The organism is Microvirga sp. GN3 (assembly GCF_055792825.1).
This window is the reverse complement of record NZ_JBVVAK010000028.1, coordinates 22,979-45,894: the sequence shown is the minus strand read 5'-3', so window position 1 is coordinate 45,894 and position 22,916 is coordinate 22,979. Positions and strand designations below refer to the sequence as shown.

Sequence of the window (22,916 nt, the reverse complement as noted above, 5' to 3'; positions counted from 1 at the left end):
ACGATTGACGTCGGAGCAAGACATGAACGTTCGAAATGAGATCTGGCAGCATGTGGATGCTGCAAAGAGCCGCCTCATTGCCTTGAGCGACCGGATCTGGGGAATGCCGGAGGTCTGCTACACCGAAGTCCGCTCGGCGGCCGAGCATGCCGCAGAACTGCGCCACCAGGGCTTTCGCGTCAGCGAGGGTGTTGCCGGTATCCCGACCGCCGTCATCGGCGAAGCGGGTGAAGGCGGCCCGGTCATCGCTTTCCTGGGCGAGTACGATGCCCTTCCAGGGCTTAGCCAGGAATCCGGCGTTGCGGAGCATCGGCCCATCGAGCCCGGCGGCCACGGCCATGGATGCGGGCACAATCTCCTCGGATCGGGCGCCATGCTCGCCGCCGTCGCCTTGAAGAACTGGCTTGCGGAGAAGGGCATTCCAGGTCGCGTCCGGTATTACGGCTGCCCGGCCGAGGAGGGTGGCGCGGCCAAGGCTTTCATGGTGCGCGCCGGTGCCTTCGACGACGCCGATATCGCGATCTCATGGCATCCCTACAGTTTCTGGGAAGTCGCGCCGGCACTGTCGCTGGCCAACACGCGCGCCGACTTCTCCTTTAGGGGGCGCGCGTCCCATGCCGCCGCAGCTCCTCATCTGGGACGCAGCGCACTCGATGCCGTCGAGCTGATGAATGTGGGCGTGAACTATATGCGCGAGCATATGCCGTCCGATGCACGTGTGCATTATGCCCTGCTCGATACGGGCGGCATCGCGCCGAACGTGGTGCAGGCCTATGCCCGCGTGCGCTATTCGATCCGCGCCACGGACCTGCCCGGCATGCTCGACCTGATCGGGCGCGTGCACAAGATCGCGCAGGGAGCTGCACTCATGACGGAAACCGGCGTCGAGATGCGCATCGTCAGCGCCGTCTCGAACACGCTTGGTAACACCCCGCTCGAACATGCCCTTCACAATGCCATGGAGGAGCTCGGGGCGCCTCCCTTCGACGACGCTGATCGTGACTTTGCGCGTAAGATCCGCGCAACGCTATCGGAACAGGAGATCGCATCCGTCTACCGAGCCATCGGCCAGCCGAAGACCGATGCGCCTCTCGCCGATTTCCTGACGCCCCTCGACTCGCCGCGCAAACCCATGATCGGCTCGACCGATATCGGTGACGTGAGCTGGGTCGTGCCCACCGTCCAGGCGCATGCGCCGACGGTGGCGATCGGCACGCCGTTCCACACATGGCAGATCGTCACCCAAGGCAAGATGCCGGCCGCGCACAAGGCGATGGTGCATGTTGCCAAGGCCATGGCGGCAACCGGCATGGCCGCGATCACCGATCCATCCCTGATTGCCGCCGCCAAGGCCGATCTTGCGGAGAGAACGCGGGAAACCCCGTATGTGAGCCCGCTGCGCGAGGGCGTCGAACCTCCGCTGGACATGTCGCGCAACTGACAGAAGCATCAGAACTCCGGTCGGTGGGCCTGCAAGCGGCCCACCCCAAGCGCATCGTGCGGACCCGAAGGGCCGCCGCCGCGGTACGAGATTACGCCCCGCGGCTCTCCAGGTAGACCCTCGCCGCTTTGATGGCGGCATTACACTCCGCCGATGTGCCGCCCAGGACCTCCTCGGGAGCGATGTTGCCGGTCCAGACGTTCAGGGCGGTTGTGACGACCCAAAGCGGCTCGGCCATGGCGCGATCGGCGAGCTTCGGGAGGGAGGTTTCAGCGCAGGTGCGCACGTCGGCAATGACAGCCTGAGGCGCTCGGATCTGGGCCAGGCGATCCCTCATCTCCGCCTGGAGCGGATCGACGATCAGCACGCTGACGACGAACGCCAATAGGTCTTGAAGCATTCTCACCTCTGCGCCGGCACCGGATCGGGAAAGATCCGACATCACGCGAGGGCCGGCACGGCTCGCGTCAGAGGGGCCCGGATCGGGGACTTTCAGGACTTAAGCATCACAGGCCAAGGTTCAAGGGCACCCCAACGCGTGCGCATCGTGAAGCCATAAACATAAGATCATCAACCTATTTCCTGCCCATAAACCCATGTCGCGGAGGAAAATACGCCTAAGCTGAAATGAACCGATCCGATGGGCTGCGAGAGCCTCAAAGTTGCCTGGATTGCCCCTGTATGAGCTGAGCCGTGTTGGAAGCGATTTGCGGATCGGATCATCAGCCTCATGAGCAGCCCGCCTCAGCCTCGAAGTGACTTCACCTTCCCCTGGTCGATCGATCATGAACCGCAAAACGGACTTATCGAGAAACTCGAGCAGTTCTACAGGCTGTGCCATCTGCGATGGCAGTTCATCGAGACATGCAGACTGGCGGCGCGTCCCGCGCTTGAGCGCGCCGGTGTCGTGCTCGACCAGACCGTTCTCGCCACTGCCCTGATCGTTCTTCCAAGGGTATTCGCCAGCTGGGATGCGCTGCGCCCCACCCTGCTCTCACACACACGAGCGCTATTGCCGTTCATTCCACTCGCCAGTGCTGAAGAGGAAGCGCTCAATGCTGATCCGATTTGGAACCTCCTGGCCGAATTTCGGGCGCTTGCACCGGAGCAGCAGGACAAATCCGCCAAGAATCTTGCTCTCCTGTGGGATCACTTCGAGACCACTTTCGGTGGCTTGAGCGGCTTCCTGGCAGAGTCACAGGCCGAGCAGTCCCTGTATCTCGAAAAACTCACGACGGCCTCGCGGCGGATGAAGCTCGCCCGAGGATCGGAGGTCGCGTTTCACTATGTCACCGTCGAACTGATGCGGCTCTACGTACATGGTCTGCAGCTCGGACGGTCGGATCGTGCCGCACTGACGCTCGCGTCTAACGTCGTCGCCCTGATCAACCGCGGACGCATGATGACGCCGGCGATTACGGCCGACGCTCCCTCCCGGCCGCTGCATGCGGCCGCAGCATAGGCGCCGGAACACGCCCCTTTTCGGACCGTTCCTTTGCTGAGTCGGAATTCGAATCGGGAAGGATCATGTCATGGACGAGAGCACCCGCGCGCCCGATACCAGGCCGCATTTCGAGACCGTCGATCCGGCGACCGGACAAATGGGCCGGACCTATGAGGGGCACACACAGGACGAGGCGCTCGCCATCGCGCAACAGACCCGTCAGGCTTTCGAGGAATGGCGCCGGACATCCTTCAGCCATCGCGCCGGCCTCATGAAGACGGCCGCCGCAGTGCTGCGGCGCCGGCAAACGGAATTGGCCGGGATCATGACCGACGAGATGGGCAAGACCCGCAAGGAGGGTCTGGCCGAGATCGAGAAATGCGCCTTCAACTGCGATCACTTCGCCCAGAATGCGGAGCGCTATCTGGCTCGCGACCCGGTCGATCTCGGCGGCCCCAGGGCTTTCGTGACGTTCAATCCCCTCGGCGTGGTGCTCGCCGTCATGCCGTGGAATTTCCCGTTCTGGCAGGTCTTTCGTTTCGCCGCACCGACGCTCATGGCCGGCAATGCGGGCGTGCTCAAACATGCCAGCAATGTGCCGGGATGTGCTCTCGCCATCGAGAACGTGTTTCAGGAGGCGGGCTTTCCGAAGCATCTTTTCCGCACGCTTCTCATCCCGAGCCGGGATGTGCGCGCCGTGATCGAAGCGCCATCCATCGCCGCCGTCACGCTGACAGGCAGTGTGGCGGCCGGACGCCAGGTGGCGAGCGCTGCCGGGGCCGTGCTGAAGAAAAGCGTGCTCGAGCTCGGCGGCTCCGATGCCTATCTCGTTCTGGACGACGCCGACATCGAGAAGGCGGCTCGAGTCTGCGCCGCCGCCCGCATGGTCAATGGCGGGCAGAGCTGCATCGCCGGCAAGCGCTTTATCGTGCAGAAAAGCGTGCGCGAGGCCTTCGAGCGCGCCTTCGTCGAGGCCATGAGAGCCTATCCGATGGGAGACCCGCGTGATGAGGCCACGAAACTCGGGCCCATGCAGAGCATCAAGGCCCGTGACGAGATCCACGATCAGGTTCGAAGGAGCCTCGAGAAGGGAGCACGCCTGCTTCTCGGCGGCGAGGCGCCGGACCGGCCGGGTGCGTGGTATCCGGCAACGGTACTCACGGATGTGCAGCCCGGCATGCCGGCCTATGACGAGGAGGTCTTCGGCCCTGTGGCGGCGATCATCGAGGCCGCCGACGAGGCAGAAGCAATCGGCATCGCCAATGCTTCGCCCTTCGGCTTGGGTTCCGGCGTCCTGACCGAGAATCTGGAGCGGGGCGAGCGCATTGCCGCCGAGGAATTGGAAGCCGGCATGAGCTTTGTGAACGCGAATGTACGCTCCGATCCGCGCATGCCGTTCGGTGGCGTAAAGGAATCAGGCTACGGCCGCGAATGCGCGCGTTTCGGCATCCGCGAGTTCACCAACATCAAGAGCGTGCTCGTCGAGAGCTGATTACGCGATCGCCTTGGCAAAAATCGGGAGGCGCTTTAGCGCCTCCCTGACGGATCCAATCCGATGCTCTAGCGGCAGCGGCGGATGCGGCGCGTGACGATGTCGCCATCGGGTTCTTCCTCACGGATCACCACGGTGCGGCACCGGTTGATGCTGCCGGTCGACAGGTCGTCGCGGTCGTAGACGCGACGGCGCTCGATATAGCGCCGCTCGTAACGATCCCGATCTGGCCCAACGCGGACGCTCGGGCCATCGGGACCGATTCCGAACTGAACTTGAGCAGATGAAGGCGTTGAAACGACAACGCTCGAACCAATTAAAGCGACTGCCAAGAGCCAAGCTGATTTCCTCATCGTTCCATCTCCACGTATTGGCATTGGATGACCAACGCATTACTTCGCTTTACGTTTCATGAAATGGAACGACAGAACGCATCGCACCCGGAGAGCGCGACTGTACGCTAATTCCCTAGGACAATAACTACAAACAACGACAAGAATGGGGACAAATACGCAACGCCGACGCTTGCCTGCAGCCAAGCCAAGATTCCCGCTCTCAATGCTAGCGCGGCGCGGCCTCGATCTCGGTCTGCTCAACCACACGCTCGATCAGCTCCGCTTGGCTTTTGATGCAATAGAGCGGCACGCCGCCGGCCGTGGAGGGCAGGAGGCGGAGAATTCTGAACAGATCCCGGGGGAGGTTTGGGGCGGCGGCGCTGGGTCGAACGACTTGGCCGATCTTGAACAAATGCTCCTTCATGGAACCCTCCAAAGGAACCAAGGGACGACTGCATCATACCAGCCTCATGCCCCGCCCGTGAGACTTTGTCGACAGATCGCATCACTCTTCAGAAGGAGCGGTAGACTCTTCGCTGGATCGGCACGAAATCAGATCGGGCCTCTCGGGATGTCATGCCAGTAATCCCGCATCTCCTGCTCACGCTTGCGGTCGGGCCAGACCTGATCGTCGCCGTAGAATGAGGGCGCGCCTTGGACCTGAGCCTCAGTCACATCCGTGCGGTAGCCCTCGAGCTCCGTGTCGTAGGACAGCTTCTCCCACGGGATCGTATGGTGATGAACACCGAGACCGAGGAAGCCGCCGAAGGTCACGTCCACATAAAGAACCCGTCCGCTCACCTTCTCGATCAGCAGGCGCTTGATAGTGCCGATCTGCGTGTCCAGAGGACCGTAGACAGCGGTGCCTTCCACGCGGTCGCTCTCGATCACCGGATGCCAAGAGTCCGACCGGTTGATCGGCCCCCAAAGGTAGAAGCCATTCTCGATGATCCCGGCGGCGACAACGGCCCGGCTGACATTGAGCGTCCACTCGTCATCGGGACCGACCTGCTGGACGAGAGCCCAAGGCCCTTGCTCGACCGGCAACATTTCGCCCGTCGCGCTCTCCGTGAAGCCGCGCAGCTCGGGAGTCGTCTTGGACTGGAACACATAATACGTTCTCATGGGCGCCTCCCATCCGACTGGATCGATCGCTCCCCATCCCCTCACCGGCGCCGGAAATCCGCAATCGCCGCTCAGCGAGGTGATCTGAATTTCAACCTCAAGCTCTTGAGCGCGGTTCCTCGCAAGTGCGAAAATGTGGGCAAGATTCTGACTCGCACGACCTGTTTTACGGCGTTGGACCGCGGGCCTTTCGGTGCTAGGCTGAGTATGCGGGTGGGGAGCTTCGCAGTGCAGGGAAGGAACCTGTGGTCGCAGACTTGGCAATATCCTTGCTCGTTGTTCTAGCCGGCGCCGTCGGGATGCTCCTGCTGCTTCTCACGTGGTTCGGCGGCAGAACCATCACGCCCGAGATCGAGGACGATCTCGATCCGATTCTGGGCGCGCGAGACCCCATGGCCATTTACGAATCCCATGGCCCGTTCATTCCGATGCCGGGCCATCTGAAGACCAACGATCAGATGGTGGAATGGATGACGAAGGAGCTTCCCAGGCTTACAGCGGAAAGCGCGAATCCCCGGGCGTAGCGGGCCTAACGCGTGACACCCGTGGATTCAAACCGACGTCAATCGCAGCGGCGGACCCGCCGCGTGACCGTGCGGCCCCACTCGTTCTCTTCATGAATGGTGATATTGCGGCAGCGGCTCTCATAAACGTCGTAACGGCGCTCTTCGCGCAGAGCATCCCGGCGACCGGCTTCATAGGCGCGGGCACGCTCCTCTCGCCGGCGTTCACGGCGTTCGTAGCGCTCCTGCTCGGGGTCGCGCACGCCGATCTGCGGACGGCCATCGGGTCCGATACCAAACTGGATCTGCGGCTGAGCCGAGGAGGACGAGGCAACGAAGAGACTTGAACCCATGGCTGCGACGGCAAGGAGAATAATTTTTCGCATTTGAAAAGTCCTGTTCGACAATTCGCAATCCAACGCCCGCTTACACACCCGGTTCCAGACCAGATTGCTGAATGTCGTCAATCAATAGCTTAATAAAAATGAGCTGAAGCGATAACGTTTCACGGAAACATCAGGGCTGAAATCAATACACTCACTGCATATGCCAAAGCAATCAGAAGCGGCACGAGCATAGCGGCTGACGCAAGCAGAAAAACCGACAAGCTGAGACCGCGCATAATGTGGCTCCTTCAATCGTGACGCTTGCAGCCTACCCGGAACCTGGGCCGCAACATGGCACAAACTTGGCCAAACATAAGAAGCTCTACAAAGACGGCGCTCTTATATAGCCTTGCGCGACAAGGAAATTGTGCTCAAATTGCAGCAAATTTCACCGATCGCAGCTGTTCGGGAATCAGCCGTTGGAACTGTCGCGCGGTCTCGGGCGTGTTGCGATGTAGAGGCCGACGCTGCCCATGATCGCCGCGAGAATGACGAGCAGGATGCGATTTTCCGTGAGCCACAGGATCAAGGCGTAGGACAGAACAAGCGCAGCAAGCGCATAGAGTTTGGCGTGCAGTGGAATGGCTCTTTGATCGCGCCAGGCGGTTAGCAATGGTCCGAAGCGAGGATGGTTGTACAAACGCCCGGCAAGGACCGGATTCGAGCGGGCAAAGCACCAGGCCGACACGAGCACGAAAGGCGTCGTCGGCAGAACCGGCAGGAAAATTCCGACGATGCCAAGTACGAGGCTGGCATAGCCAAGGCAGAGATACAGGCGACGCATCATCCGGTTTCTCGCAAGATCAATCCGGGATGGGCATAACGCGTCATCCTTCGATCCTGTGCCTTCACGATCCGCTCGCCAGCATCGTCTCGACGCCTGCGGCAATCTCGAGAAGCCGCCGGTCGTGACCGTGGCGCGCTATCAGCATGAGGCCGACCGGCCGCTCCGTGCCGGGGATCGGCAGCGAGATACCGGTCAGATCGAACTGGTTGCCGAACATGGTGTTGCGGAGGATCAGCCAGTCCATCTTGTTGTAGAGCTTGTCGTCGGCCTCCAGCGGTGCGATCAGGGGCGCCGAAACAGCGGTGGTCGGCAGCACCAGCACGTCGAGCGGGGACAAACGCTCGTCCATGGCGGCCGCGAGCGCGCGCCGGCGGCGCAGCATGCGGATGTAGATCGGCGCCGGCACAGTGCCGCTGCGCGCGATCCACCAGCGCACGCGCGGATCGATCTCCTTCGCTTTTGTCTCCAACCAATCCGCATGGACTTCCGATGCCTCGATGGATGCGATGGAGGCCGCGACGGTGATGTCCGCCATCTCCTGCAGCAGATCCTCGATGCCGTGATCGACGATTCTCGCGCCGGCGCGAGACAGGAGCGTCAACGATGTCTCGAAGGCCCGCTCCACAATCAGCTCGGTGTCCGAGAACAGGCGACCGCGTGGAACGCCGATCCGCAATCCGGCCAGGGGATGCGGCTTCAACACGCGTGTCTCCTCACCTGCCATGATGGCATCCGTGACGGCACAATCCTGTACGGTGCGAGCCAGCGGTCCGATGGAATCGAGACTAGGCGCGAGGGGGAAGGCGCCGTCGAGCGGCACCCGATGCGCCGTCGGCTTGAAGCCGACGACACCGTTGAGCGCTGCCGGAATGCGCACGGAGCCGCCGGTATCGCTGCCGATGGAAATCTCGCTCGTGCCCTCCGCCACGGAGACACCGGCGCCCGATGACGATCCGCCGGGGATCCGCAAAGGATCTGCCGCATTGCCGGGCGTGCCGTAATGCGGATTGAGGCCAAGACCCGAGAAGGCAAACTCCACCATGTTGGTTTTGCCGAGGATGACGGCACCAGCGCGACGCAGGCGGCGGACGATGATCGCATCCCTGTCAGCAGCAGGCGCATCGCGCAGGGCAATCGAGCCTGCGAGCGTCGTCTCGCCCTCCACATCGAAGAGATCCTTGATCGAGATGATCGTGCCATCAAGCGGCCCGAGCGAGAGACCGGCACGGCGCCGCGCATCGGCGGCATCGGCGGCAACGCGGGCCGCCTCTTCGTAAACGCGCAGAAACACACGTTCGTCGGCCGCACGCCCGGCAAGGCGCTCCAGAATGGTTTCGAGCTTGTCTCTGATCGTCGTCATAAAGGCACCGGATGAGGGGACAATGGCTTATAGCATCGGACCCAAAAGTGGATCCACTTTTGGGATCCAATCCGATGCTCAATTCCTTAAGCAGCGCATCGTGCGGAAAACCGGGTCCACTTTTCACTGACGTGGCCCTTCGGGTCGCTGGCGCGGCCCTCCGGGTCCGCACGATGCGCTAGCCCATCACCTGGGAATGGCACTTTAGCGCCTCGCTGTCATCCCCGGTGAGCGAAGCGAGGGAAGGGATCCACCCACGTGCTTGACGCTATGGATCCCCGTCCCGGTCCTGCGGATCGCCGGGGATGACAGAGGGGACTGTGTCCTATCCGTCATCAAGACGCATAGCGCTCGCAGGTCTCGTCCGCATCGCTCAGGTCGAGGGCCAGGGTCGAAATCGGGAAGGTGATGACGCAGCGGATTCCGGCCGGTGCGAAATCGAGCTTGATCTCGCCTCCAAGCTGCTGCGCGAGGCCGCGCTGAATAAGCTTGGATCCAAACCCCTGACGCTCGGGTTGCTTTACCGGAGGGCCACCGCTCTCGACCCATTCCACAAGAAGTGCAGGTTGTCCGCTTCCTGACGCGACGGCCCACATCACGTGAACTTTGCCGTCCGGAACGGAAAGCGAGCCGTACTTGACGGCGTTCGTCGCCAGTTCGTGGATGGCAAGCCCCAGAGCCAGAACAGCGCCCGGCTGCAGATTGATCCGCGGACCGCGCAGGCGGATGCGCTGCTGCATGCCATCCTGATAGGGCTCCAGCTCGTTCTTCAGCACGTCCTCCAGAAGCGCACCCTGCCATTGAGTGGCCGTGAGAAGGTCATGGGTCTTGGCCATCCCGTGCAACCGATCCATGAAGGCGTTCCACGCAGCCGGATCGTTGCTGTCGGCGGAGCGCCTGGTCAGCGAGGCGACCGATTGAACCGTCGCTAGCGTATTCTTGACCCGATGATTGAGTTCGTGAAGCAGAAGCGCCTGCCGCTCCTCGGCGAGCCGGCGCTCGGTGATGTCCTGTGAAACGCCGACCATGGACAGCTGTCCATCCGGTCCGATTCTCATGCGACCGCTCACCCGAATCCAGTGCTCGCTGCCGTCAGGCCAGACCGCCCGATACTCCACATGAAGGTCTGTACGGGTTGCGAGAGCCTGCGCAACAGCTTCCGCCTGCATCGCACGATCGTCAGGATGGATCGACGCAACCAGATCCGCATAGGAGAATGGCTCGTCGGGTCCACGCCCGAAATGAGCGCGGCAGATGGCCGATGTGGTGAAGGCCCCCGTGGAAGGGACGAACTCCCAGGAGCCGAGATGTCCCGCATTGAGCGCCAGGCGCAGGCGCGCTTCGCTCTCGGCCACATGGGCGAGAACCTCATCCCGCTCGCGCTCGTGCGTGCGGATGCCAGTGGCCGCCTCCACGAGAGCCTTCTTGATCGTGTCGAACTCCAGAACTCGCGTCGTCGTCGGATCGGCGACTTCATCTCCACGCCCGAGGGCTCGCGCTGCCGCCACAAGCTGGTCGACCCGCTTGGCGATGGAGCGGGAAAGCAGAACCGCCAGGAGAATGCCGCCCAGGATGACGGCTCCGAGAATCGTGAGCCAGAAGAGAGAGCGCTGCGCCGATTTGGCCAGTTCCGCTTCCGGGATGCTGATGACGAAAGACCAGCCATAGGTCGGAGACTGGCTGAAATAAGTGCGCACTGGAATGCCATCCAGCGTGACGCTCTGGAGCCGGCCTTCCTGCGCGGCCGCAAGGGCCTCCTGAATGTAAGGGCTGGCAAGCTGCCCGACGAACCGCTCCGGCGACCTGGAGCGGGCCACGATCCGCCTGCTGCGATCGAGCACCGCGGCATTCCAGCCTTCGGCAATCCTTTGATCGCGGATGATGTTCTGGAAGACATCCGGCGTAATCGCGAGCGACAGGATATAGGCGACCCTCTCATCGAGAATGACCGGGGCATCGATGATGATCAGGCGCTCTCCCGTCAATGAGCCCACATATAGATCGGACACATGCGGCTTACGGGATTCCTGAACGCGCTGCAGAACATTCGGACGGTTACTGTTCGGCAGGATGACGCCGTAAGGCACGCGGGTGTTGAAGATCACTCGCCCTTCGGGTTCGAAAAGAGCCATCCAGGAGGGCTCTGAGAGAGGAGTGTTTTTCGCCCGCTGATAAAACTCTTCGAAGTTCCCTCTGGCGAGACTGGACGATTGAGCTAGAACCTGCAGGGCCACTACCGATTTTTCGATTTCGCGATCGAGCGACAGGCTCAGCGCTCGGGCCGTTTCCTGCATGCGCAGATCGGTGGCCTGACGCTCGGCCTGATAGCTCGAATAAAGCCCCCCTGCGGCCACCAGAATCGTCGGCAGGGCGAGAACCAGCACCAGTCCCCACAACAGCTGCCGCAGCGAGGTACGGGCACCTTCTGAAAATGCCCCGGTCGATGATCCGGTATTGAATCTTCGGCCTTCCATCTAGCCAACATCCTGGATGGGCATGGTGACACACACCAGAACGGCGGGATTGTCGAGCGGCCATTCAACACCAGCGTCGAGCTGGCGCGCGAGAGCTTTCAGGATGGTCCCGGAGGCGCTGTCCTTCGCGGCCTGCTTTTCCTCGAGGCTGAAGGCATCGTCCGAGATCCGGAAGAGCAGCGTGCCATCGTGGATCCGGAGCGTGAGCTTCAACTTTCCTTGCCGTTCCCGGTAGGCGTGTGTGAGTGCATTGACGACGATCTCGTTGAACAGAAGCGCCATGGGGGCTGCCTTGGCGGCCTCGACCTCCACATTCCCGATTTCGAATTCCGGCGTGATCCTCACGCCAGGAACGGACGCGGCCAGCTCCTCGCACAAGCCCCTGGCAAAGCGCGAGGCATCGAACCGCGCCGATCCCTGCCCATCATAGAGGTCGCGATGGGCGGCGGCGAGAGCCTGCATGCGCTCCTTCATGCGCCCGAGCACTTGGCGCACCTGCTCGTCCTTAGCCTGACGGAACTCGATTCCGACCAGGGAGAGCAGCAGCTGGAGATTGTTCTTCACCCGATGATCGAGCTCGTGCAGAAGCGCCGTGCGCTCATCGAGCATCTGCTGCAGGGCACCCTGCGCCTGCCTTTTCTCATCGCGCTCGCGGGCTTCGGCCAAGGCCCGCAGGACGGTGGCAGGCAGGCGGTCGAGCTTGTCCTTGAGGACGTAATCCGTCGCGCCGCGCTTCAAGGCCTCGACGGCAACCTCTTCGCCCAGGGCGCCGGAAACGAACACGAAGGGCGTGGCGGGAGATATGTCCCGGGCGATCTCGAGCGCGTTCAGGCCGTTGAAAGCCGGCAGAAGATAATCGGCGAGAATGAGATCCCAGCTTTCGTCCCGAACGGCCTTCGTGAATTCATCGGCGGACACCACCCGCTCGATCGATACGGAAAGCCGGGCACCGGTCAGAGCTTCCGTCACCAGCTCGGCATCGAGCGCGCTGTCCTCCAGGAGGAGGATACGCAGCTCCCGATCGGACAGGATGACGGGCGGCCGATCCATCGATATCTCTATCCTCCGTTGCGCTGCGGCGGCGGCTCGTTGAGGATAGCCCAGAATACACCGAGATCCTGGATCGCATCGAAGAACTCGCGAAACCCCACGGGCTTTACCACGAATGCGTTCACGCCGAGCTCGTAGCTGCGCACGAGGTCGCTTTCCTCCCGCGACGAAGTGAGCAGGACGACGGGTGTCTGCCTCAAGTGCGGATCGGCCTTGACCGCCTCCAGCACCTCGAGCCCATCTATCTTCGGCAGCTTGAGATCGAGCAGGACGACGGCCGGGTCGGCGGTGTTGCGGTTTTCATGGGCGCCGCGGCGATAGAGAAAATCGAGCGCCTCCTCGCCGTCGCGCACCACGACGACCTCGTTGGCGAGCTGGCTCTGCTCCAGGGCCGCCATGGTCAGTTCGAGATCCTTCGGGTTGTCCTCGACCAGCAGAATCGGCTTCAGCTCCGCCATTCATGCGGCTCCTTCACTCTGATCCGGCAGGGCGATGGAGAAGGTCGCTCCCTTGTCGAGCACTCCCTCGGCCCAGGCCCGGCCTCCATGTCTTTCCACAATGCGGCGTACATTGGCCAGCCCGATCCCGGTTCCCTCGAAGTCTTCCATTCGGTGCAGACGCTGGAAAACGCCAAACAGCTTTTCGATATACTTCATATCGAACCCGACCCCGTTGTCGCGCACGAAATAGACCGTCTCCCGATTGTTCCGATAGGAGCCGATCTCGATACGCGCCTTCTCCCGGGTGCGGGTATATTTGACGGCATTGTCTAGCAGGTTTTCGAAGACAAGCCGAATCAGCACCGGATCGGCATTCACCGCCGGCAAGTCCCCAACGATCCACTGGATCCGGCGGTTCCCCGATTCCATGGCCAGTTTCTGTCGGATCTCCTCGACCAGACCGGCGACGTCGACCTGCCGGGGCTTCAGGGCCGTGCGGCCCATCTGCGAGAAGCGCAGCAGGTTGTCGACGAGGGTTCCGGCCGTGTAGGCGGCATCGATGATCGTGTCGATGTAGCGCTTGCCCTTTTCCGACAGATCGCTCCATTCCTGTTTCTTCAAAAGTTCGGAATAGCCGACGATGTGCCGGAACGGCGCCCGCAGGTCGTGCGAGACCGAATAGGAGAAGGACTCCAGCTCCTTGTTGCTGCGGCGCAATTCCTCCGAGAGCGCCGCCAGTTCCTCGGCCCGACGCAGCACGATGCCGACGATGGCGTTGCGAAGTTCCTTGACCGCCTCGACCTCGCTTCGATCCCAGGGCAGGGAGCGGTCGCGCACCATCTCCTTCCAGATCTCGAAGGAGCGCCGGGGATGGAGCCTTAAGCCTCCCGCCTCCTCCTCGACAGGTTTTTGCGGATTTCCGCCCCATTTGACATTCTGCACGACCTCGGGGCGGAACCAGAGCACGTAGCTCGAATGCACCTTCGAGATTGAAATCGAGAGGAGCCCGCTCGCCTTGTCGGCAAAGGCTTTCGCCGCTGGATACACCTCGGACAGATTGTCGGAGACAAAGACATCCTCCTGATGGTTCTCGGACAGCCAGTTGAACAGGGCCCGAACCTGTTCCTTATCGGGGGCTTGGCCCACGCACCAGCAATGATCATGCGTCAGCACGGCGGCTCCTTTCGCACCGGCGAGCATCATCAGGTCGTCCGGATGGTTCACCAGCCCCGCGATGAAGTGCTCCTCCGCGGCCATTTGGGCGAGAAGCCGTGTCTGCACGGCACCGAGGCGCACGCGGTTTTCGGCGAGAGTCGTGTTCTCCCGTGCCTCCAGCTGCAGGGAAAAGATCTGCGTGAGGAAATCGCAGCCGTTGCGCACCTGCAGCGAGACCCGCTTCGGCTCCTTGTTGTGGCAGGAGATCAGGCCCCACAGCTTGCCGTCGCGCAGGATCGAGATCGACATGGAGGCAAGCGTCCCCATGTTGCGCATATATTCGAGATGAACCGGCGAGACGCTGCGCAGCACCGAGTCGCTCAAGTCCAGCGGCGCGGGATCGCGCGACTGGATCGGAACGGGCGTGTAATTGGCGTCGGGAATGATGCGCAACCGGTTACGCCGATAGAGCTCCCGCGCCTGGGCGGGAATGTCGGAGGCGGGAAAGCGCAGGTCGAGATAGGACGGCAGCGCCTCGTTGCGGTCCTCGGCGATGACGGTGCCGTTCCACTGCTCGTCGAAGCGGTAGATCAGCACCCGGTCGAAGCCGGTCATGCGGCGGATATCCTGCGCCGCAAGGCTGCATAGGACCTCGACCGTGGAGGCTCCCTGCAGCTGCTCCACGAACCGGCGCAATGTGGGATAGAGCGCATCGATGCTGGAGATTGAACCGAAGGGCGGCTCCTCCAGTTCGAGAACGGCATGCTCGCCCGAGCGGGAGATTGCCGTCTCGTAGAATCGTTCCTCCTGCGCGGTCTGGATTTGGATGGCCTTGACGAAACGCGTGCTTCCCGCCGATGGCGGATTGTCCAGCTGCGCGCTGAATTCCGCACTCAGAGCCGGCAGCACCTGCTCGAAAGGCCGGCCGAGAACATCAGCCGGATCGAACCCGAAGGTCTCGGCGATGTTGGTGCTGGCATAGGCAATCGCCCTGTCGGACAGCCTGATTGCGAGAAGCATCCCGTGCGGCTGGATGCTGCCGGGAATGTGGATCGGCTCCCGCTCGCAGGCGGTCAGATCGATGTCTTGCGGCGTTTGCAGCGTCATGGAACCTCGCACAGCCAGTCATGCATCACATCGAAGGTTTGTTGCGCGGATGCGACGATCAGATCATCGGTTTCTGGTGACGAAGCCTCCAGAAGCACCGCGCCGAACGATTTCCACATGGCAGCGATATCGCGGCCGTAGCTGCGGAAATAGGCGCAACCTGTCTCCGCATTGAGCCCAAGCTTTCGCTCGACCTCGCGCGCGATGATGGCGCCGCCAAGCGTCGAGCCCTCGACTACATACATGCTGCCCAGCACCGCCTCGGGGGCCCGCAGCGGCATGAGTGGTCGACCTTGCGGTAATTGAATGATCCCGTCGGAGGTGAGTCCCAGAGCCTCGAGATCTCTGGCGAGAAGCTGCGTCTTGCAGCGGCTCTGAAAGAACGTCCGATCCGGAGCCGCTTCGAGGGCTTCGCTCTCCCAGGCCTTGTGGAAGCCGTAAAAGCAGATCAGCAGATCCCTATAGGCATCACGCGATGAGATTCGGCGGTCGAGATCGATGGCTGCCTCAATCCTGTCATGTGCTGCGCGGGTTTCGATTTTCAGGCGTTCGAGAAGTGTCATGGGGCCTCGTCCACGGGGCGGCCCAGCCTTCCAGCAACCATCCGCTCGACTATACCCAATCCGTCGTGGATCAGAACGGCGAGCAACGCAACCACCAATCCGCCCTGCAGCACGAAGGCGACGTTGTTGGATTGAAGGCCGGCGATGATGACCTCGCCCAATCCCTTGGCCGCCACCGTCGAGCCGATGGTGGCGGTACCGAGACTGATGATCACCGAGAGACGAATGCCGGCCAGGATCACCGGCAGCGCGAGCGGGAGTTCAACCTGCATGAGACGCTGACGCGGATTCATGCCCATGCCCTTGGCGGCTTCAAGCGTCTGCGGCGACACTTCCATCAGGCCGGTGAGCGTGTTCTCGAAGATCGGCAGAAGACCGTAGAGAAAGAGCGCGATGAAGGTCGGCTTCTCGCCGAAACCGACGAGCGGCACCGCAATCGCCAGGACTGCGATGGGCGGAAAGGTCTGGCCGATATTCACGAGGCTGCGCGAGAGCGGCAGGAACTCGCTTCCTGACGGCCGCGTGACGAAGATGCCGAGCCCCACGGCGAGAATCGTGCTGGCCAATGTCGCGAGAAACACGATGCGCAGATGCGACAGAGTCAGGGCGAGCAGGCTGCCCTGATTGTAGATCGCCGGCGCATCGTTCACGGTCAGGGGCTTGAACGCGAAGGCGAAGAGCTGCGGCGCAGTGATGAAGAGCACCAGCAGGAGCAGCGCTGCACCGCGCAGGACGAACGAACGAGCGCTCATGGGACGGGCCGCCCATGCGCCATGATGCCCCTCACGCTGACGCGTCCGACGATGGCACCGGAAACATCCGCGACTGGCAGTTCGTTCCTTCCCACCCAGATCAGCCGCGAGAGAGCATCCCGTAAGGAATCGGTGACGAGGATGGGCTCTCCCTCGGCGGCACCCTGCTCGAGAGCTTCCTGCACGCGCATCAGGGACAGGAGACGGAACGGCCGCTCCGCCGTTCCCACAAGCTGCTCGACGAAATCTTCCGCCGGATGTGTGAGCAGTTCCGCAGGCGTCGCATATTGCAGGAGCCCTGCCCGGTCCATCACGGCGATCTTGTCGCCCAGTTGGAAGGCCTCGTTCATGTCGTGCGTGACGAGAACGATGGTGGTACCGAGACGGCGCTGGATCGCGATGAGATCGTCCTGCGCCTTGCTGCGGATGACCGGATCGAGCGCACCGAAAGGTTCGTCCATCAGGAGCAGCGCGGGCTTTGCCGCGAGCGCCCGCGCGACGCCGACACGCTGCTGCTGACCGCCGGACAGCTCGTGCGGGAATTTTCTGGCGAATTCCGCCGGATCGAGCTGGAACAGATCGAGCAGTTCCTCGACGCGGGCCGCGATCCGCCTTTTGTCCCAACCGAGAAGACGCGGCACGGTGGCGATGTTTTCCGTGACTGTGCGATGAGGAAACAGCCCGTAGCCCTGGATCACGTAGCCGATCCGGTGCCGCAGTTCGTCCTCCGGGATCGTCATGGTGTCTTCACCGTCGATGAGCACGCGGCCCGCGCTTGGCTCGACGAGGCGGTTGATCATGCGCAGCAGGGTCGATTTGCCCGCGCCCGACGTACCGACGACGACCGCGATCGTTCCCTCATCGACCCGGAAGGACACGTCGTCGACGACGGTCGTCGCGCCATAGTGCTTGGTGAGATGCTCGATCTCGATCATGAGGAGCCCCGCTTGGTCAGGTCGATGATCGCATCGAGGGTGATGGCGGCAGCAAAGGACAGCGCCACCGTCGGAATGGCGCCCAGGAGCACGAGGTCGATGGCCGTCTGTCCGATGCCCTGGAACACGAAGGTGCCGAAGCCCCCTCCCCCGATCAATGCCGCCACCGTGGCCAATCCAAGGTTCTGAACCAGCACGATGCGGATGCCGGCGAGAATGACGGGAAGCGCCAGGGGCAACTCGACCTGCCACAGGCGCTGGCGCGGGGACAATCCCATGCCACGGGCCGCATCGATCACGTCGGCCGGCACCTGCTTCAATCCGGTGACCGTGTTGGCCACGACCGGCAGGAGGGAATAGAGAAAAAGCGCGATGAAGGCTGGCGCTACCCCGATGCCGCGAATGCCCAAAGCCGCGGCCAGAGGCACATGCGCGGCGAGATAGCCGAGCGGCGCGATCAGGATGCCGAAGAGCGCGATGCTCGGGATCGTTTGGACGATGCTGAGCACTTGAAGAATCGCCGTTCTGAGACGCCGGATGCGATGGCCGAGAATGCCGAGCGGCAGCCCGACGAGGCAGGCTGCCACCATCGAGCCGAAGGCGAGCCACAGATGCCGGCCTGCCTCGCGCCAGAAGGTGTCTGACCGATTCGCATATTCCTTGAGCAGGGAGAGATCGTTCCAGGCCCCGGAGACGAGCAGAAGTGCAATCGCACCTGCCGCCACAGCGAGAGCGGCGAGCCGCACCCAGGGTCCCAGGCGCAGGCGCGCCAGCGCATCGGCCGCAAGCAGCGCGAAGGAGAGAGCGAGCAGCCAGAAGCCGAGAGACGGTGAGACGCGTGCAAAGGTGTTGCCGGCCGGCGTGATGAATCCGGCAGACCATCCGACTGTGGGAAAGATCACGCACAGGCCAAGAGAAGCGGTGGCGAGGCGAATCAGTGGCGTGTGGACCAGCGCCGCGCACAGCGCAATGCCGAGCGACACGACCAGGACGCTGAGCGCGCCCGAAAGCGGCAACGCGTCGATCAGCATTCGCCCTTCGCCGGCCACGATGCGGTTGGCGCGATAGATCACGAAGGGCGATGCGAAGAGCGCGATACCGATCAGAACGGCGATCACGCTCCCGAGCCGATCGAGGGACAAGTTTGGGCGCAACGAAGGCATACCGGGCGCGGTCGTTCGGGTCGAGATCGTATTCACAAAACTTCCGGCCCTTGTCGCGCCGCCTGTCGTCCCTTGGACGGGACTTCAGATCATTTCAGAAAACCCTTGGACTTCAAATAATCCGTCGCCACGGCCTTCCCGGGTTCGCCGCCGACCTGAACGCGAGCATTCAGCTGCTGGAGTGTAGCAAGATCGAGGGATGCAAAGACAGGCTTCAGGATCTCGGCGATCTTTGGATTTTCCTTCAGAACGGATTCGCGAATGATCGGCGCCGGTGCATAGACGGGCTGCACATTCTTGTTGTCTTCCATCACCACCAGGCCCGACGGGGCGATGCCGCCATCGGTGCCGTAGACCATGGCCGCATTGGCGCCGTTGGTCTGCTCCGCCGCCGCCTTGATGGTCGCTGCCGTGTCGCCGCCGGAGAGTACGATGAGCTGCTCCGGCTTCATCTTGAAGTCATAGGTCTTCTGGAATGCCGGCAGGGCCGAGTCCGAATTCACGAATTCGGCGGAGGCCGCGAGCACAACCTTGCCGCCCTTCGAGATCCATTGGCCGAAATCGGCGAGGGTCTTCAGCTTGTTGCCGTCTGCCACGTCCTTCCGCAGCGCGATGGCCCAGGTGTTGTTGGCGGGCGAGGGGTCGAGCCAGACGATCTTATTGGCATCGTAATCGAGCTTCTTGGCCATCTCGAAGCCCTTGGCCGCATCCTTCCAGACCGGATCGTCCGCCTTGTTGAAGAAGAAGCCCGCATTGCCGGTATATTCCGGGTAGATGTCGATCTCGCCTGCCGTGATCGCCTTGCGCACCACTGGCGTCGCCCCGAGCTGGATGCGGTCCTGGGTCTTGATGCCGTTGGCATTGAGCATCAGCAGAATGATGTTGCCGAGCACTGAGCCTTCAGTATCGATCTTCGACGAGACGACCACATCGGCCTTGGCGGCACCCACCGCTGCCAATGCGAGGGCAGCAGCCAATGTCAGCGACTTGAGGACGGTCTTCATGGGAATCCCCTTATGGAACCTTGCCCTGCTGTTTCTAGGACAGTTCCGCCGTTTAGGCAGAGGGGGTCTCAAGAAGACTTCGGTTTGGGGATAAAAACTTTGTGTGGAAACGACAAAGACCCGCCGAAGAAAATTTCATTCTCCGGCGGGGACGGCCGTCAAGCGCTCTCGGGGGCCTCGTCAGGCGCTCAAGGTCGTCGGAGGCTCCTGGGCAATGGTGAAGCGGACCTGGGCCTGGGGCCGGTGATCCTCCGACAGGCTGCGCCAGGTGCGCTCGGCCTCGGTGCGGCTCTCGAAGGGGCCGACCACCCGCTCGGTGCCCTGGACGATGGTTTCGCAGTCGCAGGAGGTGTACTCGCCGCCAACCACCCAGAAACGTGACTTAAGCATTTTCAATCTCCATTGGTGCAAGGGTTTGGGGTTCGCCAAGGCTCATTCGGCCGCCTGAAGCTTGGCCGAGGTCTGGAACTGCGCGGTCTCGGTCGATTCCGCCATGGCCGTTGTGGAGGACTTGCCGCCGGTGATGACCACCGAGATCTGGTCGAAATAGCCGGTGCCGACCTCGCGCTGGTGGCGGGTCGCGGTATAGCCGTCCGTCTCGGCAGCGAATTCACGGACCTGCAGCTCGGAATAGGCGCCCATGCCGCGGTCGCGGTAGCCGCTCGCCAGATCGAACATGCCATAATTGAGCTGGTGGAAGCCGGCGAGGGTCACGAACTGGAACTTGTAGCCCATGGCGCCGAGTTCGCGCTGGAACTTGGCGATGGTGGCATCGTCCAGCTTCTTCTTCCAGTTGAAGGACGGCGAGCAGTTATAGGCGAGCAGCTTGCCCGGATAGCGCTTGTGAATCGCTTCCGCGAACTTGCGTGCATCGTCGAGATCCGGATGAGAGGTCTCCCACCACAGAAGGTCGGCGAGTTCGGCATAGGCCAGGCCGCGGGCGATGCAATGGTCGAGGCCGGTGCCGTCCTTCAGGCGATAGAAGCCTTCCGGGGTGCGGCTGTCGGGCTCGATGAAGGGCCGGTCGCGCTCGTCGACATCCGAGGTGATGAGCTTGGCCGATTCCGCATCCGTGCGGGCCATGATGAGGGTCGAGGTGCCCATCACGTCGGCGGCCAACCGCGCAGCGATAAGGTTGCGCTCATGGGCCGAAGTCGGAATCAGCACCTTGCCGCCGAGATGGCCGCATTTCTTCTCCGAGGCGAGCTGATCCTCGAAGTGCACGCCCGCGGCGCCGGCCTCGATATAGGCCTTCATGATCTCGAAGGTGTTGAGCGGTCCGCCGAAACCGGCCTCCGCATCGGCCACGATCGGCAGGAACCAGTCGCGCTTCGCGCCACCCTCCGCATGCTCGATCTGATCGGCGCGCTGGAAGGTGCGGTTGATGCGCCGGCACAGTTCGGGACCGGAATTGGCCGGATAGAGCGACTGGTCGGGATACATGGCGCCGGCCACGTTCGAATCCGCCGCCACCTGCCAGCCGGAGAGGTAGATCGCCTCAAGGCCGGCGCGGGCCATCTGCATGGCTTGGTTGCCGGTCATGGCGCCGAGCGAATGGACGTAAGGGCGCTCGTGCAGGAGCTGCCACAGGCGCTGTGCGCCGCGCTCGGCGAGCGTGTAGGCGATGGGGAAGGACCCGCGCAACCGGGCGACATCGTCGGCCGAATAGGGTCTGCGGATACCGTCGAAGCGTCCCTCAGGAGCGGCGGGGATCAGGTCCTGCAGGGAACCCGGATTCGGCTGGCTATTCATGATTACCCTTCATTTTACATTTCTTGACAAAACTCTCCTGCAGGCCAGAATTGTTGCAAAGCAGCAGGACGTCTTGACTTGATTAACTCTCGAAGAAGCTGTTGTTTCAACGGTGGATTTCAAAAGAAAAGTCGTTCTGTAAAGCTTTGACTCGACGGGCTGTGTAAACTTGTAAAAAGATTTACAATATGGATGAGAGCAGAAAGCTTTTCGTGGGACCCCGCCTCAAGCGGCTACGGCGCGAGCTCAACATGAGCCAGTCCCGCATGGCCGAGGAGCTCGGGCTGTCCCCGAGTTACCTGAACCTGATGGAGCGCAACCAGCGCCCGATCACCGCGCAGGTGCTGATCCGCCTCGCCCATGCCTATCAGCTCGACCCGCGCGAATTCGCCAATGACGATCACGAGCGCACCGTCTCGGAGCTGGAGGAGGTTTTCGCCGACCCGCTCTTCCGCTCCACGCCGGTGGCGCGGCTCGAGCTGCGCGAGACCGTGGAGAGCGCGCCCTCCCTGGTCGATGCCATCAACCGGCTCTACCGCGCCTATCAGGCCATGCGCGGCGCCCGCGAGGCGGTGATGCCGAGCCTCAGTGACCGCGACCGGGCGGAGGACTCAGCCCAGGTCAATCCGCTCGACCGGGTGCGGGAACTGATTCACGAGGCCAAGAACCATTTTGCCGAGCTGGACGAGGCGGCCGAGGCCCTGGCCTCCGACCTGGCCATGACGGGGCACGACCTGTTTTTTGCGATCAACGAGCGCCTGCACTCCAAGCACGGCATCCGGGTGCGCGTGATGCCCATCGACGTGATGCCGGATTCACTGCGCCGTTACGACCACCATCGGCGTCAGCTGCTGATCTCCGAACTGGTCGATCCATCTGGCAGAACCTTCCAGGCCGCCTACCAATTGGCCTTCGCCGAGATGCGCGAGACCATCGATGCACTCGCCGCGCGCCTCGAGTCCACGGACGGACCCGCACGGCGGCTGCTGCGCGTCTCTTTCGGCAACTACTTCGCCGGCGCCCTCATGATGCCCTACGGCAGGTTCCATGCGGCGGCCGAAGCGCTCGGCTACGACGTGGAGGTCCTGGGCGCCCGCTTCGGCGCGAGCTTCGAGCAGGTGGCGCACCGGCTCACGACGCTGGCCCGCCCCGCCGCACGCGGCATTCCCTTCTTCCTCGTGCGGGTGGACTCGGCCGGCAACGTCTCGAAACGCTTTTCCTCGGGCCGCTTTCCGTTCTCGCAATTCGGCGGCACCTGCCCGCTCTGGAACCTGCACTCGACCTTCCGGACGCCGGGTCAGGTAGCGACCCAGATCGTCGAGCTGCCGGATACGTCTCGCTGGTTCTCCATCGCCCGCACGGTCAAGCGCGCCTTCAACCCCTGGGGAGCGCCCGATCCGCAATTTGTGGTGGGCCTCGGCTGCGAGCTGAAATACGCCCATCGCCTCGTCTATGCGCGCGGCCTCGACCTCGCGTCTTCGGATGCGACACCCATCGGCATCAATTGCCGCCTGTGCGAACGTATCGCCTGCCCGCAGCGCGCCGCCCCTCCCCTGATGCATGCGCTGATCGTTGACGAAATGAAGCGCGGCGTCTCGCCCTTCGAGTTCGATGCCACTTAGGCACCACCTCCCTTTACCTTGAAGCG

At 62.5% G+C, this 22,916-nt stretch carries 23 protein-coding genes; 5 read left to right on the top strand and 18 right to left on the bottom strand.

The window, feature by feature from the left end:
- Positions 1 to 22 precede the first annotated feature (22 nt).
- Positions 23 to 1,441, top strand: coding sequence for a M20 family metallopeptidase (locus ACS5Q1_RS15455; RefSeq protein ID WP_473099039.1), 1,419 nt, complete (start codon positions 23 to 25; stop codon positions 1,439 to 1,441).
- 91 nt (positions 1,442 to 1,532) lie between these two features.
- On the opposite strand, the gene ACS5Q1_RS15450 is transcribed toward ACS5Q1_RS15455, so the two are convergent.
- Positions 1,533 to 1,841: a hypothetical protein gene (locus ACS5Q1_RS15450; protein WP_473099038.1), complete on the bottom strand. Its 309-nt coding sequence runs from the start codon at positions 1,839 to 1,841 to the stop codon at positions 1,533 to 1,535.
- 330 nt (positions 1,842 to 2,171) lie between these two features.
- Here ACS5Q1_RS15450 and ACS5Q1_RS15445 point away from each other — a divergent pair, with 330 nt between their 5' ends.
- Both ACS5Q1_RS15445 and ACS5Q1_RS15440 read left to right on the top strand, forming a co-directional pair.
- Positions 2,172 to 2,903, top strand: a complete 732-nt coding sequence (locus tag ACS5Q1_RS15445; RefSeq protein ID WP_473099037.1) for a hypothetical protein — start codon at positions 2,172 to 2,174, stop codon at positions 2,901 to 2,903.
- Between the two features lie 70 nt (positions 2,904 to 2,973).
- Positions 2,974 to 4,377 (top strand): NAD-dependent succinate-semialdehyde dehydrogenase, encoded by a 1,404-nt coding sequence (locus ACS5Q1_RS15440; protein WP_473099036.1) that lies wholly within the window; start codon positions 2,974 to 2,976, stop codon positions 4,375 to 4,377.
- A gap of 68 nt (positions 4,378 to 4,445) precedes the next feature.
- On the opposite strand, the gene ACS5Q1_RS15435 is transcribed toward ACS5Q1_RS15440, so the two are convergent.
- The 3 genes from ACS5Q1_RS15435 to ACS5Q1_RS15425 all read right to left on the bottom strand — a co-directional run bounded on the left by ACS5Q1_RS15435 (position 4,446) and on the right by ACS5Q1_RS15425 (position 5,837).
- Positions 4,446 to 4,730 (bottom strand): hypothetical protein, encoded by a 285-nt coding sequence (locus ACS5Q1_RS15435; RefSeq protein ID WP_473099035.1) that lies wholly within the window; start codon positions 4,728 to 4,730, stop codon positions 4,446 to 4,448.
- A gap of 208 nt (positions 4,731 to 4,938) precedes the next feature.
- Positions 4,939 to 5,136, bottom strand: coding sequence for a hypothetical protein (locus ACS5Q1_RS15430; protein WP_473099034.1), 198 nt, complete (start codon positions 5,134 to 5,136; stop codon positions 4,939 to 4,941).
- 128 nt (positions 5,137 to 5,264) lie between these two features.
- Positions 5,265 to 5,837, bottom strand: coding sequence for a PRC-barrel domain-containing protein (locus ACS5Q1_RS15425; protein ID WP_473099033.1), 573 nt, complete (start codon positions 5,835 to 5,837; stop codon positions 5,265 to 5,267).
- Positions 5,838 to 6,106: 269 nt separating this feature from the next.
- Between ACS5Q1_RS15425 and ACS5Q1_RS15420 the strand changes: the two genes are divergently transcribed.
- Positions 6,107 to 6,361, top strand: a complete 255-nt coding sequence (locus tag ACS5Q1_RS15420; RefSeq protein WP_473099032.1) for a hypothetical protein — start codon at positions 6,107 to 6,109, stop codon at positions 6,359 to 6,361.
- Positions 6,362 to 6,399: 38 nt separating this feature from the next.
- On the opposite strand, the gene ACS5Q1_RS15415 is transcribed toward ACS5Q1_RS15420, so the two are convergent.
- The 14 genes from ACS5Q1_RS15415 to aceA form a co-directional block, all read right to left on the bottom strand.
- Positions 6,400 to 6,726, bottom strand: a complete 327-nt coding sequence (locus tag ACS5Q1_RS15415) for a hypothetical protein (RefSeq protein WP_473099031.1) — start codon at positions 6,724 to 6,726, stop codon at positions 6,400 to 6,402.
- A 412-nt stretch (positions 6,727 to 7,138) separates the two neighbouring features.
- Positions 7,139 to 7,513, bottom strand: a complete 375-nt coding sequence (locus tag ACS5Q1_RS15410) for a YbaN family protein (RefSeq protein ID WP_473099030.1) — start codon at positions 7,511 to 7,513, stop codon at positions 7,139 to 7,141.
- A gap of 61 nt (positions 7,514 to 7,574) precedes the next feature.
- Positions 7,575 to 8,873 (bottom strand): amidase, encoded by a 1,299-nt coding sequence (locus ACS5Q1_RS15405; protein ID WP_473099029.1) that lies wholly within the window; start codon positions 8,871 to 8,873, stop codon positions 7,575 to 7,577.
- Between the two features lie 335 nt (positions 8,874 to 9,208).
- On the bottom strand, positions 9,209 to 11,347 hold the full coding sequence (locus ACS5Q1_RS15400) for a sensor histidine kinase (protein WP_473099028.1): 2,139 nt from the start codon (positions 11,345 to 11,347) through the stop codon (positions 9,209 to 9,211).
- Positions 11,348 to 12,397, bottom strand: coding sequence for a sensor histidine kinase (locus ACS5Q1_RS15395; RefSeq protein ID WP_473099027.1), 1,050 nt, complete (start codon positions 12,395 to 12,397; stop codon positions 11,348 to 11,350).
- Positions 12,398 to 12,405: 8 nt separating this feature from the next.
- Positions 12,406 to 12,855: a response regulator gene (locus ACS5Q1_RS15390; protein ID WP_473099026.1), complete on the bottom strand. Its 450-nt coding sequence runs from the start codon at positions 12,853 to 12,855 to the stop codon at positions 12,406 to 12,408.
- On the bottom strand, positions 12,856 to 15,099 hold the full coding sequence (locus tag ACS5Q1_RS15385) for an ATP-binding protein (protein ID WP_473099025.1): 2,244 nt from the start codon (positions 15,097 to 15,099) through the stop codon (positions 12,856 to 12,858). It abuts the gene before it with no gap.
- Complete coding sequence (locus ACS5Q1_RS15380) at positions 15,096 to 15,662, bottom strand: biliverdin-producing heme oxygenase (protein WP_473099024.1); 567 nt, start codon at positions 15,660 to 15,662, stop codon at positions 15,096 to 15,098. Before ACS5Q1_RS15380 ends, ACS5Q1_RS15385 begins: the two co-directional genes overlap by 4 nt.
- A complete protein-coding gene (locus ACS5Q1_RS15375; RefSeq protein WP_473099022.1) occupies positions 15,659 to 16,414 on the bottom strand; it encodes an ABC transporter permease in 756 nt (251 codons plus the stop codon). The genes ACS5Q1_RS15380 and ACS5Q1_RS15375 overlap by 4 nt, the downstream gene beginning before the upstream one ends.
- Positions 16,411 to 17,349, bottom strand: coding sequence for an ABC transporter ATP-binding protein (locus ACS5Q1_RS15370; protein ID WP_473099021.1), 939 nt, complete (start codon positions 17,347 to 17,349; stop codon positions 16,411 to 16,413). Before ACS5Q1_RS15370 ends, ACS5Q1_RS15375 begins: the two co-directional genes overlap by 4 nt.
- Entirely contained in the window at positions 17,346 to 18,512 is a 1,167-nt protein-coding gene (locus ACS5Q1_RS15365) for an ABC transporter permease (RefSeq protein ID WP_473099091.1), read from the bottom strand. The genes ACS5Q1_RS15370 and ACS5Q1_RS15365 overlap by 4 nt, the downstream gene beginning before the upstream one ends.
- An 89-nt stretch (positions 18,513 to 18,601) precedes the next feature.
- Complete coding sequence (gene osmF / locus ACS5Q1_RS15360; protein WP_473099020.1) at positions 18,602 to 19,516, bottom strand: glycine betaine ABC transporter substrate-binding protein OsmF; 915 nt, start codon at positions 19,514 to 19,516, stop codon at positions 18,602 to 18,604.
- Between the two features lie 180 nt (positions 19,517 to 19,696).
- Positions 19,697 to 19,906, bottom strand: coding sequence for a DUF4170 domain-containing protein (locus tag ACS5Q1_RS15355; protein WP_203442027.1), 210 nt, complete (start codon positions 19,904 to 19,906; stop codon positions 19,697 to 19,699).
- Positions 19,907 to 19,948: 42 nt separating this feature from the next.
- On the bottom strand, positions 19,949 to 21,268 hold the full coding sequence (gene aceA / locus ACS5Q1_RS15350; protein WP_473099019.1) for an isocitrate lyase: 1,320 nt from the start codon (positions 21,266 to 21,268) through the stop codon (positions 19,949 to 19,951).
- 188 nt (positions 21,269 to 21,456) lie between these two features.
- Between aceA and ACS5Q1_RS15345 the strand changes: the two genes are divergently transcribed.
- Positions 21,457 to 22,890, top strand: coding sequence for a helix-turn-helix domain-containing protein (locus tag ACS5Q1_RS15345; protein WP_473099018.1), 1,434 nt, complete (start codon positions 21,457 to 21,459; stop codon positions 22,888 to 22,890).
- Positions 22,891 to 22,916 lie beyond the last annotated feature (26 nt).

What these genes read in the sequence shown, in the direction of transcription:
- aceA (WP_473099019.1), bottom strand. Translation starts at nt 21,268, where the DNA reads ATGAATAGCCAGCCGAATCCGGGTTCCCTGCAGGACCTGATCCCCGCC.
- ACS5Q1_RS15425 (WP_473099033.1), bottom strand. Translation starts at nt 5,837, where the DNA reads ATGAGAACGTATTATGTGTTCCAGTCCAAGACGACTCCCGAGCTGCGC.
- ACS5Q1_RS15400 (WP_473099028.1), bottom strand. Translation starts at nt 11,347, where the DNA reads ATGGAAGGCCGAAGATTCAATACCGGATCATCGACCGGGGCATTTTCA.
- ACS5Q1_RS15365 (WP_473099091.1), bottom strand. Translation starts at nt 18,512, where the DNA reads ATGCCTTCGTTGCGCCCAAACTTGTCCCTCGATCGGCTCGGGAGCGTG.
- ACS5Q1_RS15435 (WP_473099035.1), bottom strand. Translation starts at nt 4,730, where the DNA reads ATGAGGAAATCAGCTTGGCTCTTGGCAGTCGCTTTAATTGGTTCGAGC.
- ACS5Q1_RS15440 (WP_473099036.1), top strand. Translation starts at nt 2,974, where the DNA reads ATGGACGAGAGCACCCGCGCGCCCGATACCAGGCCGCATTTCGAGACC.
- ACS5Q1_RS15355 (WP_203442027.1), bottom strand. Translation starts at nt 19,906, where the DNA reads ATGCTTAAGTCACGTTTCTGGGTGGTTGGCGGCGAGTACACCTCCTGC.
- ACS5Q1_RS15430 (WP_473099034.1), bottom strand. Translation starts at nt 5,136, where the DNA reads ATGAAGGAGCATTTGTTCAAGATCGGCCAAGTCGTTCGACCCAGCGCC.
- ACS5Q1_RS15370 (WP_473099021.1), bottom strand. Translation starts at nt 17,349, where the DNA reads ATGATCGAGATCGAGCATCTCACCAAGCACTATGGCGCGACGACCGTC.
- ACS5Q1_RS15415 (WP_473099031.1), bottom strand. Translation starts at nt 6,726, where the DNA reads ATGCGAAAAATTATTCTCCTTGCCGTCGCAGCCATGGGTTCAAGTCTC.
- ACS5Q1_RS15380 (WP_473099024.1), bottom strand. Translation starts at nt 15,662, where the DNA reads ATGACACTTCTCGAACGCCTGAAAATCGAAACCCGCGCAGCACATGAC.
- ACS5Q1_RS15375 (WP_473099022.1), bottom strand. Translation starts at nt 16,414, where the DNA reads ATGAGCGCTCGTTCGTTCGTCCTGCGCGGTGCAGCGCTGCTCCTGCTG.
- osmF (WP_473099020.1), bottom strand. Translation starts at nt 19,516, where the DNA reads ATGAAGACCGTCCTCAAGTCGCTGACATTGGCTGCTGCCCTCGCATTG.
- ACS5Q1_RS15395 (WP_473099027.1), bottom strand. Translation starts at nt 12,397, where the DNA reads ATGGATCGGCCGCCCGTCATCCTGTCCGATCGGGAGCTGCGTATCCTC.
- ACS5Q1_RS15405 (WP_473099029.1), bottom strand. Translation starts at nt 8,873, where the DNA reads ATGACGACGATCAGAGACAAGCTCGAAACCATTCTGGAGCGCCTTGCC.
- ACS5Q1_RS15385 (WP_473099025.1), bottom strand. Translation starts at nt 15,099, where the DNA reads ATGACGCTGCAAACGCCGCAAGACATCGATCTGACCGCCTGCGAGCGG.
- ACS5Q1_RS15450 (WP_473099038.1), bottom strand. Translation starts at nt 1,841, where the DNA reads ATGCTTCAAGACCTATTGGCGTTCGTCGTCAGCGTGCTGATCGTCGAT.
- ACS5Q1_RS15345 (WP_473099018.1), top strand. Translation starts at nt 21,457, where the DNA reads ATGGATGAGAGCAGAAAGCTTTTCGTGGGACCCCGCCTCAAGCGGCTA.
- ACS5Q1_RS15455 (WP_473099039.1), top strand. Translation starts at nt 23, where the DNA reads ATGAACGTTCGAAATGAGATCTGGCAGCATGTGGATGCTGCAAAGAGC.
- ACS5Q1_RS15390 (WP_473099026.1), bottom strand. Translation starts at nt 12,855, where the DNA reads ATGGCGGAGCTGAAGCCGATTCTGCTGGTCGAGGACAACCCGAAGGAT.
- ACS5Q1_RS15410 (WP_473099030.1), bottom strand. Translation starts at nt 7,513, where the DNA reads ATGATGCGTCGCCTGTATCTCTGCCTTGGCTATGCCAGCCTCGTACTT.
- ACS5Q1_RS15445 (WP_473099037.1), top strand. Translation starts at nt 2,172, where the DNA reads ATGAGCAGCCCGCCTCAGCCTCGAAGTGACTTCACCTTCCCCTGGTCG.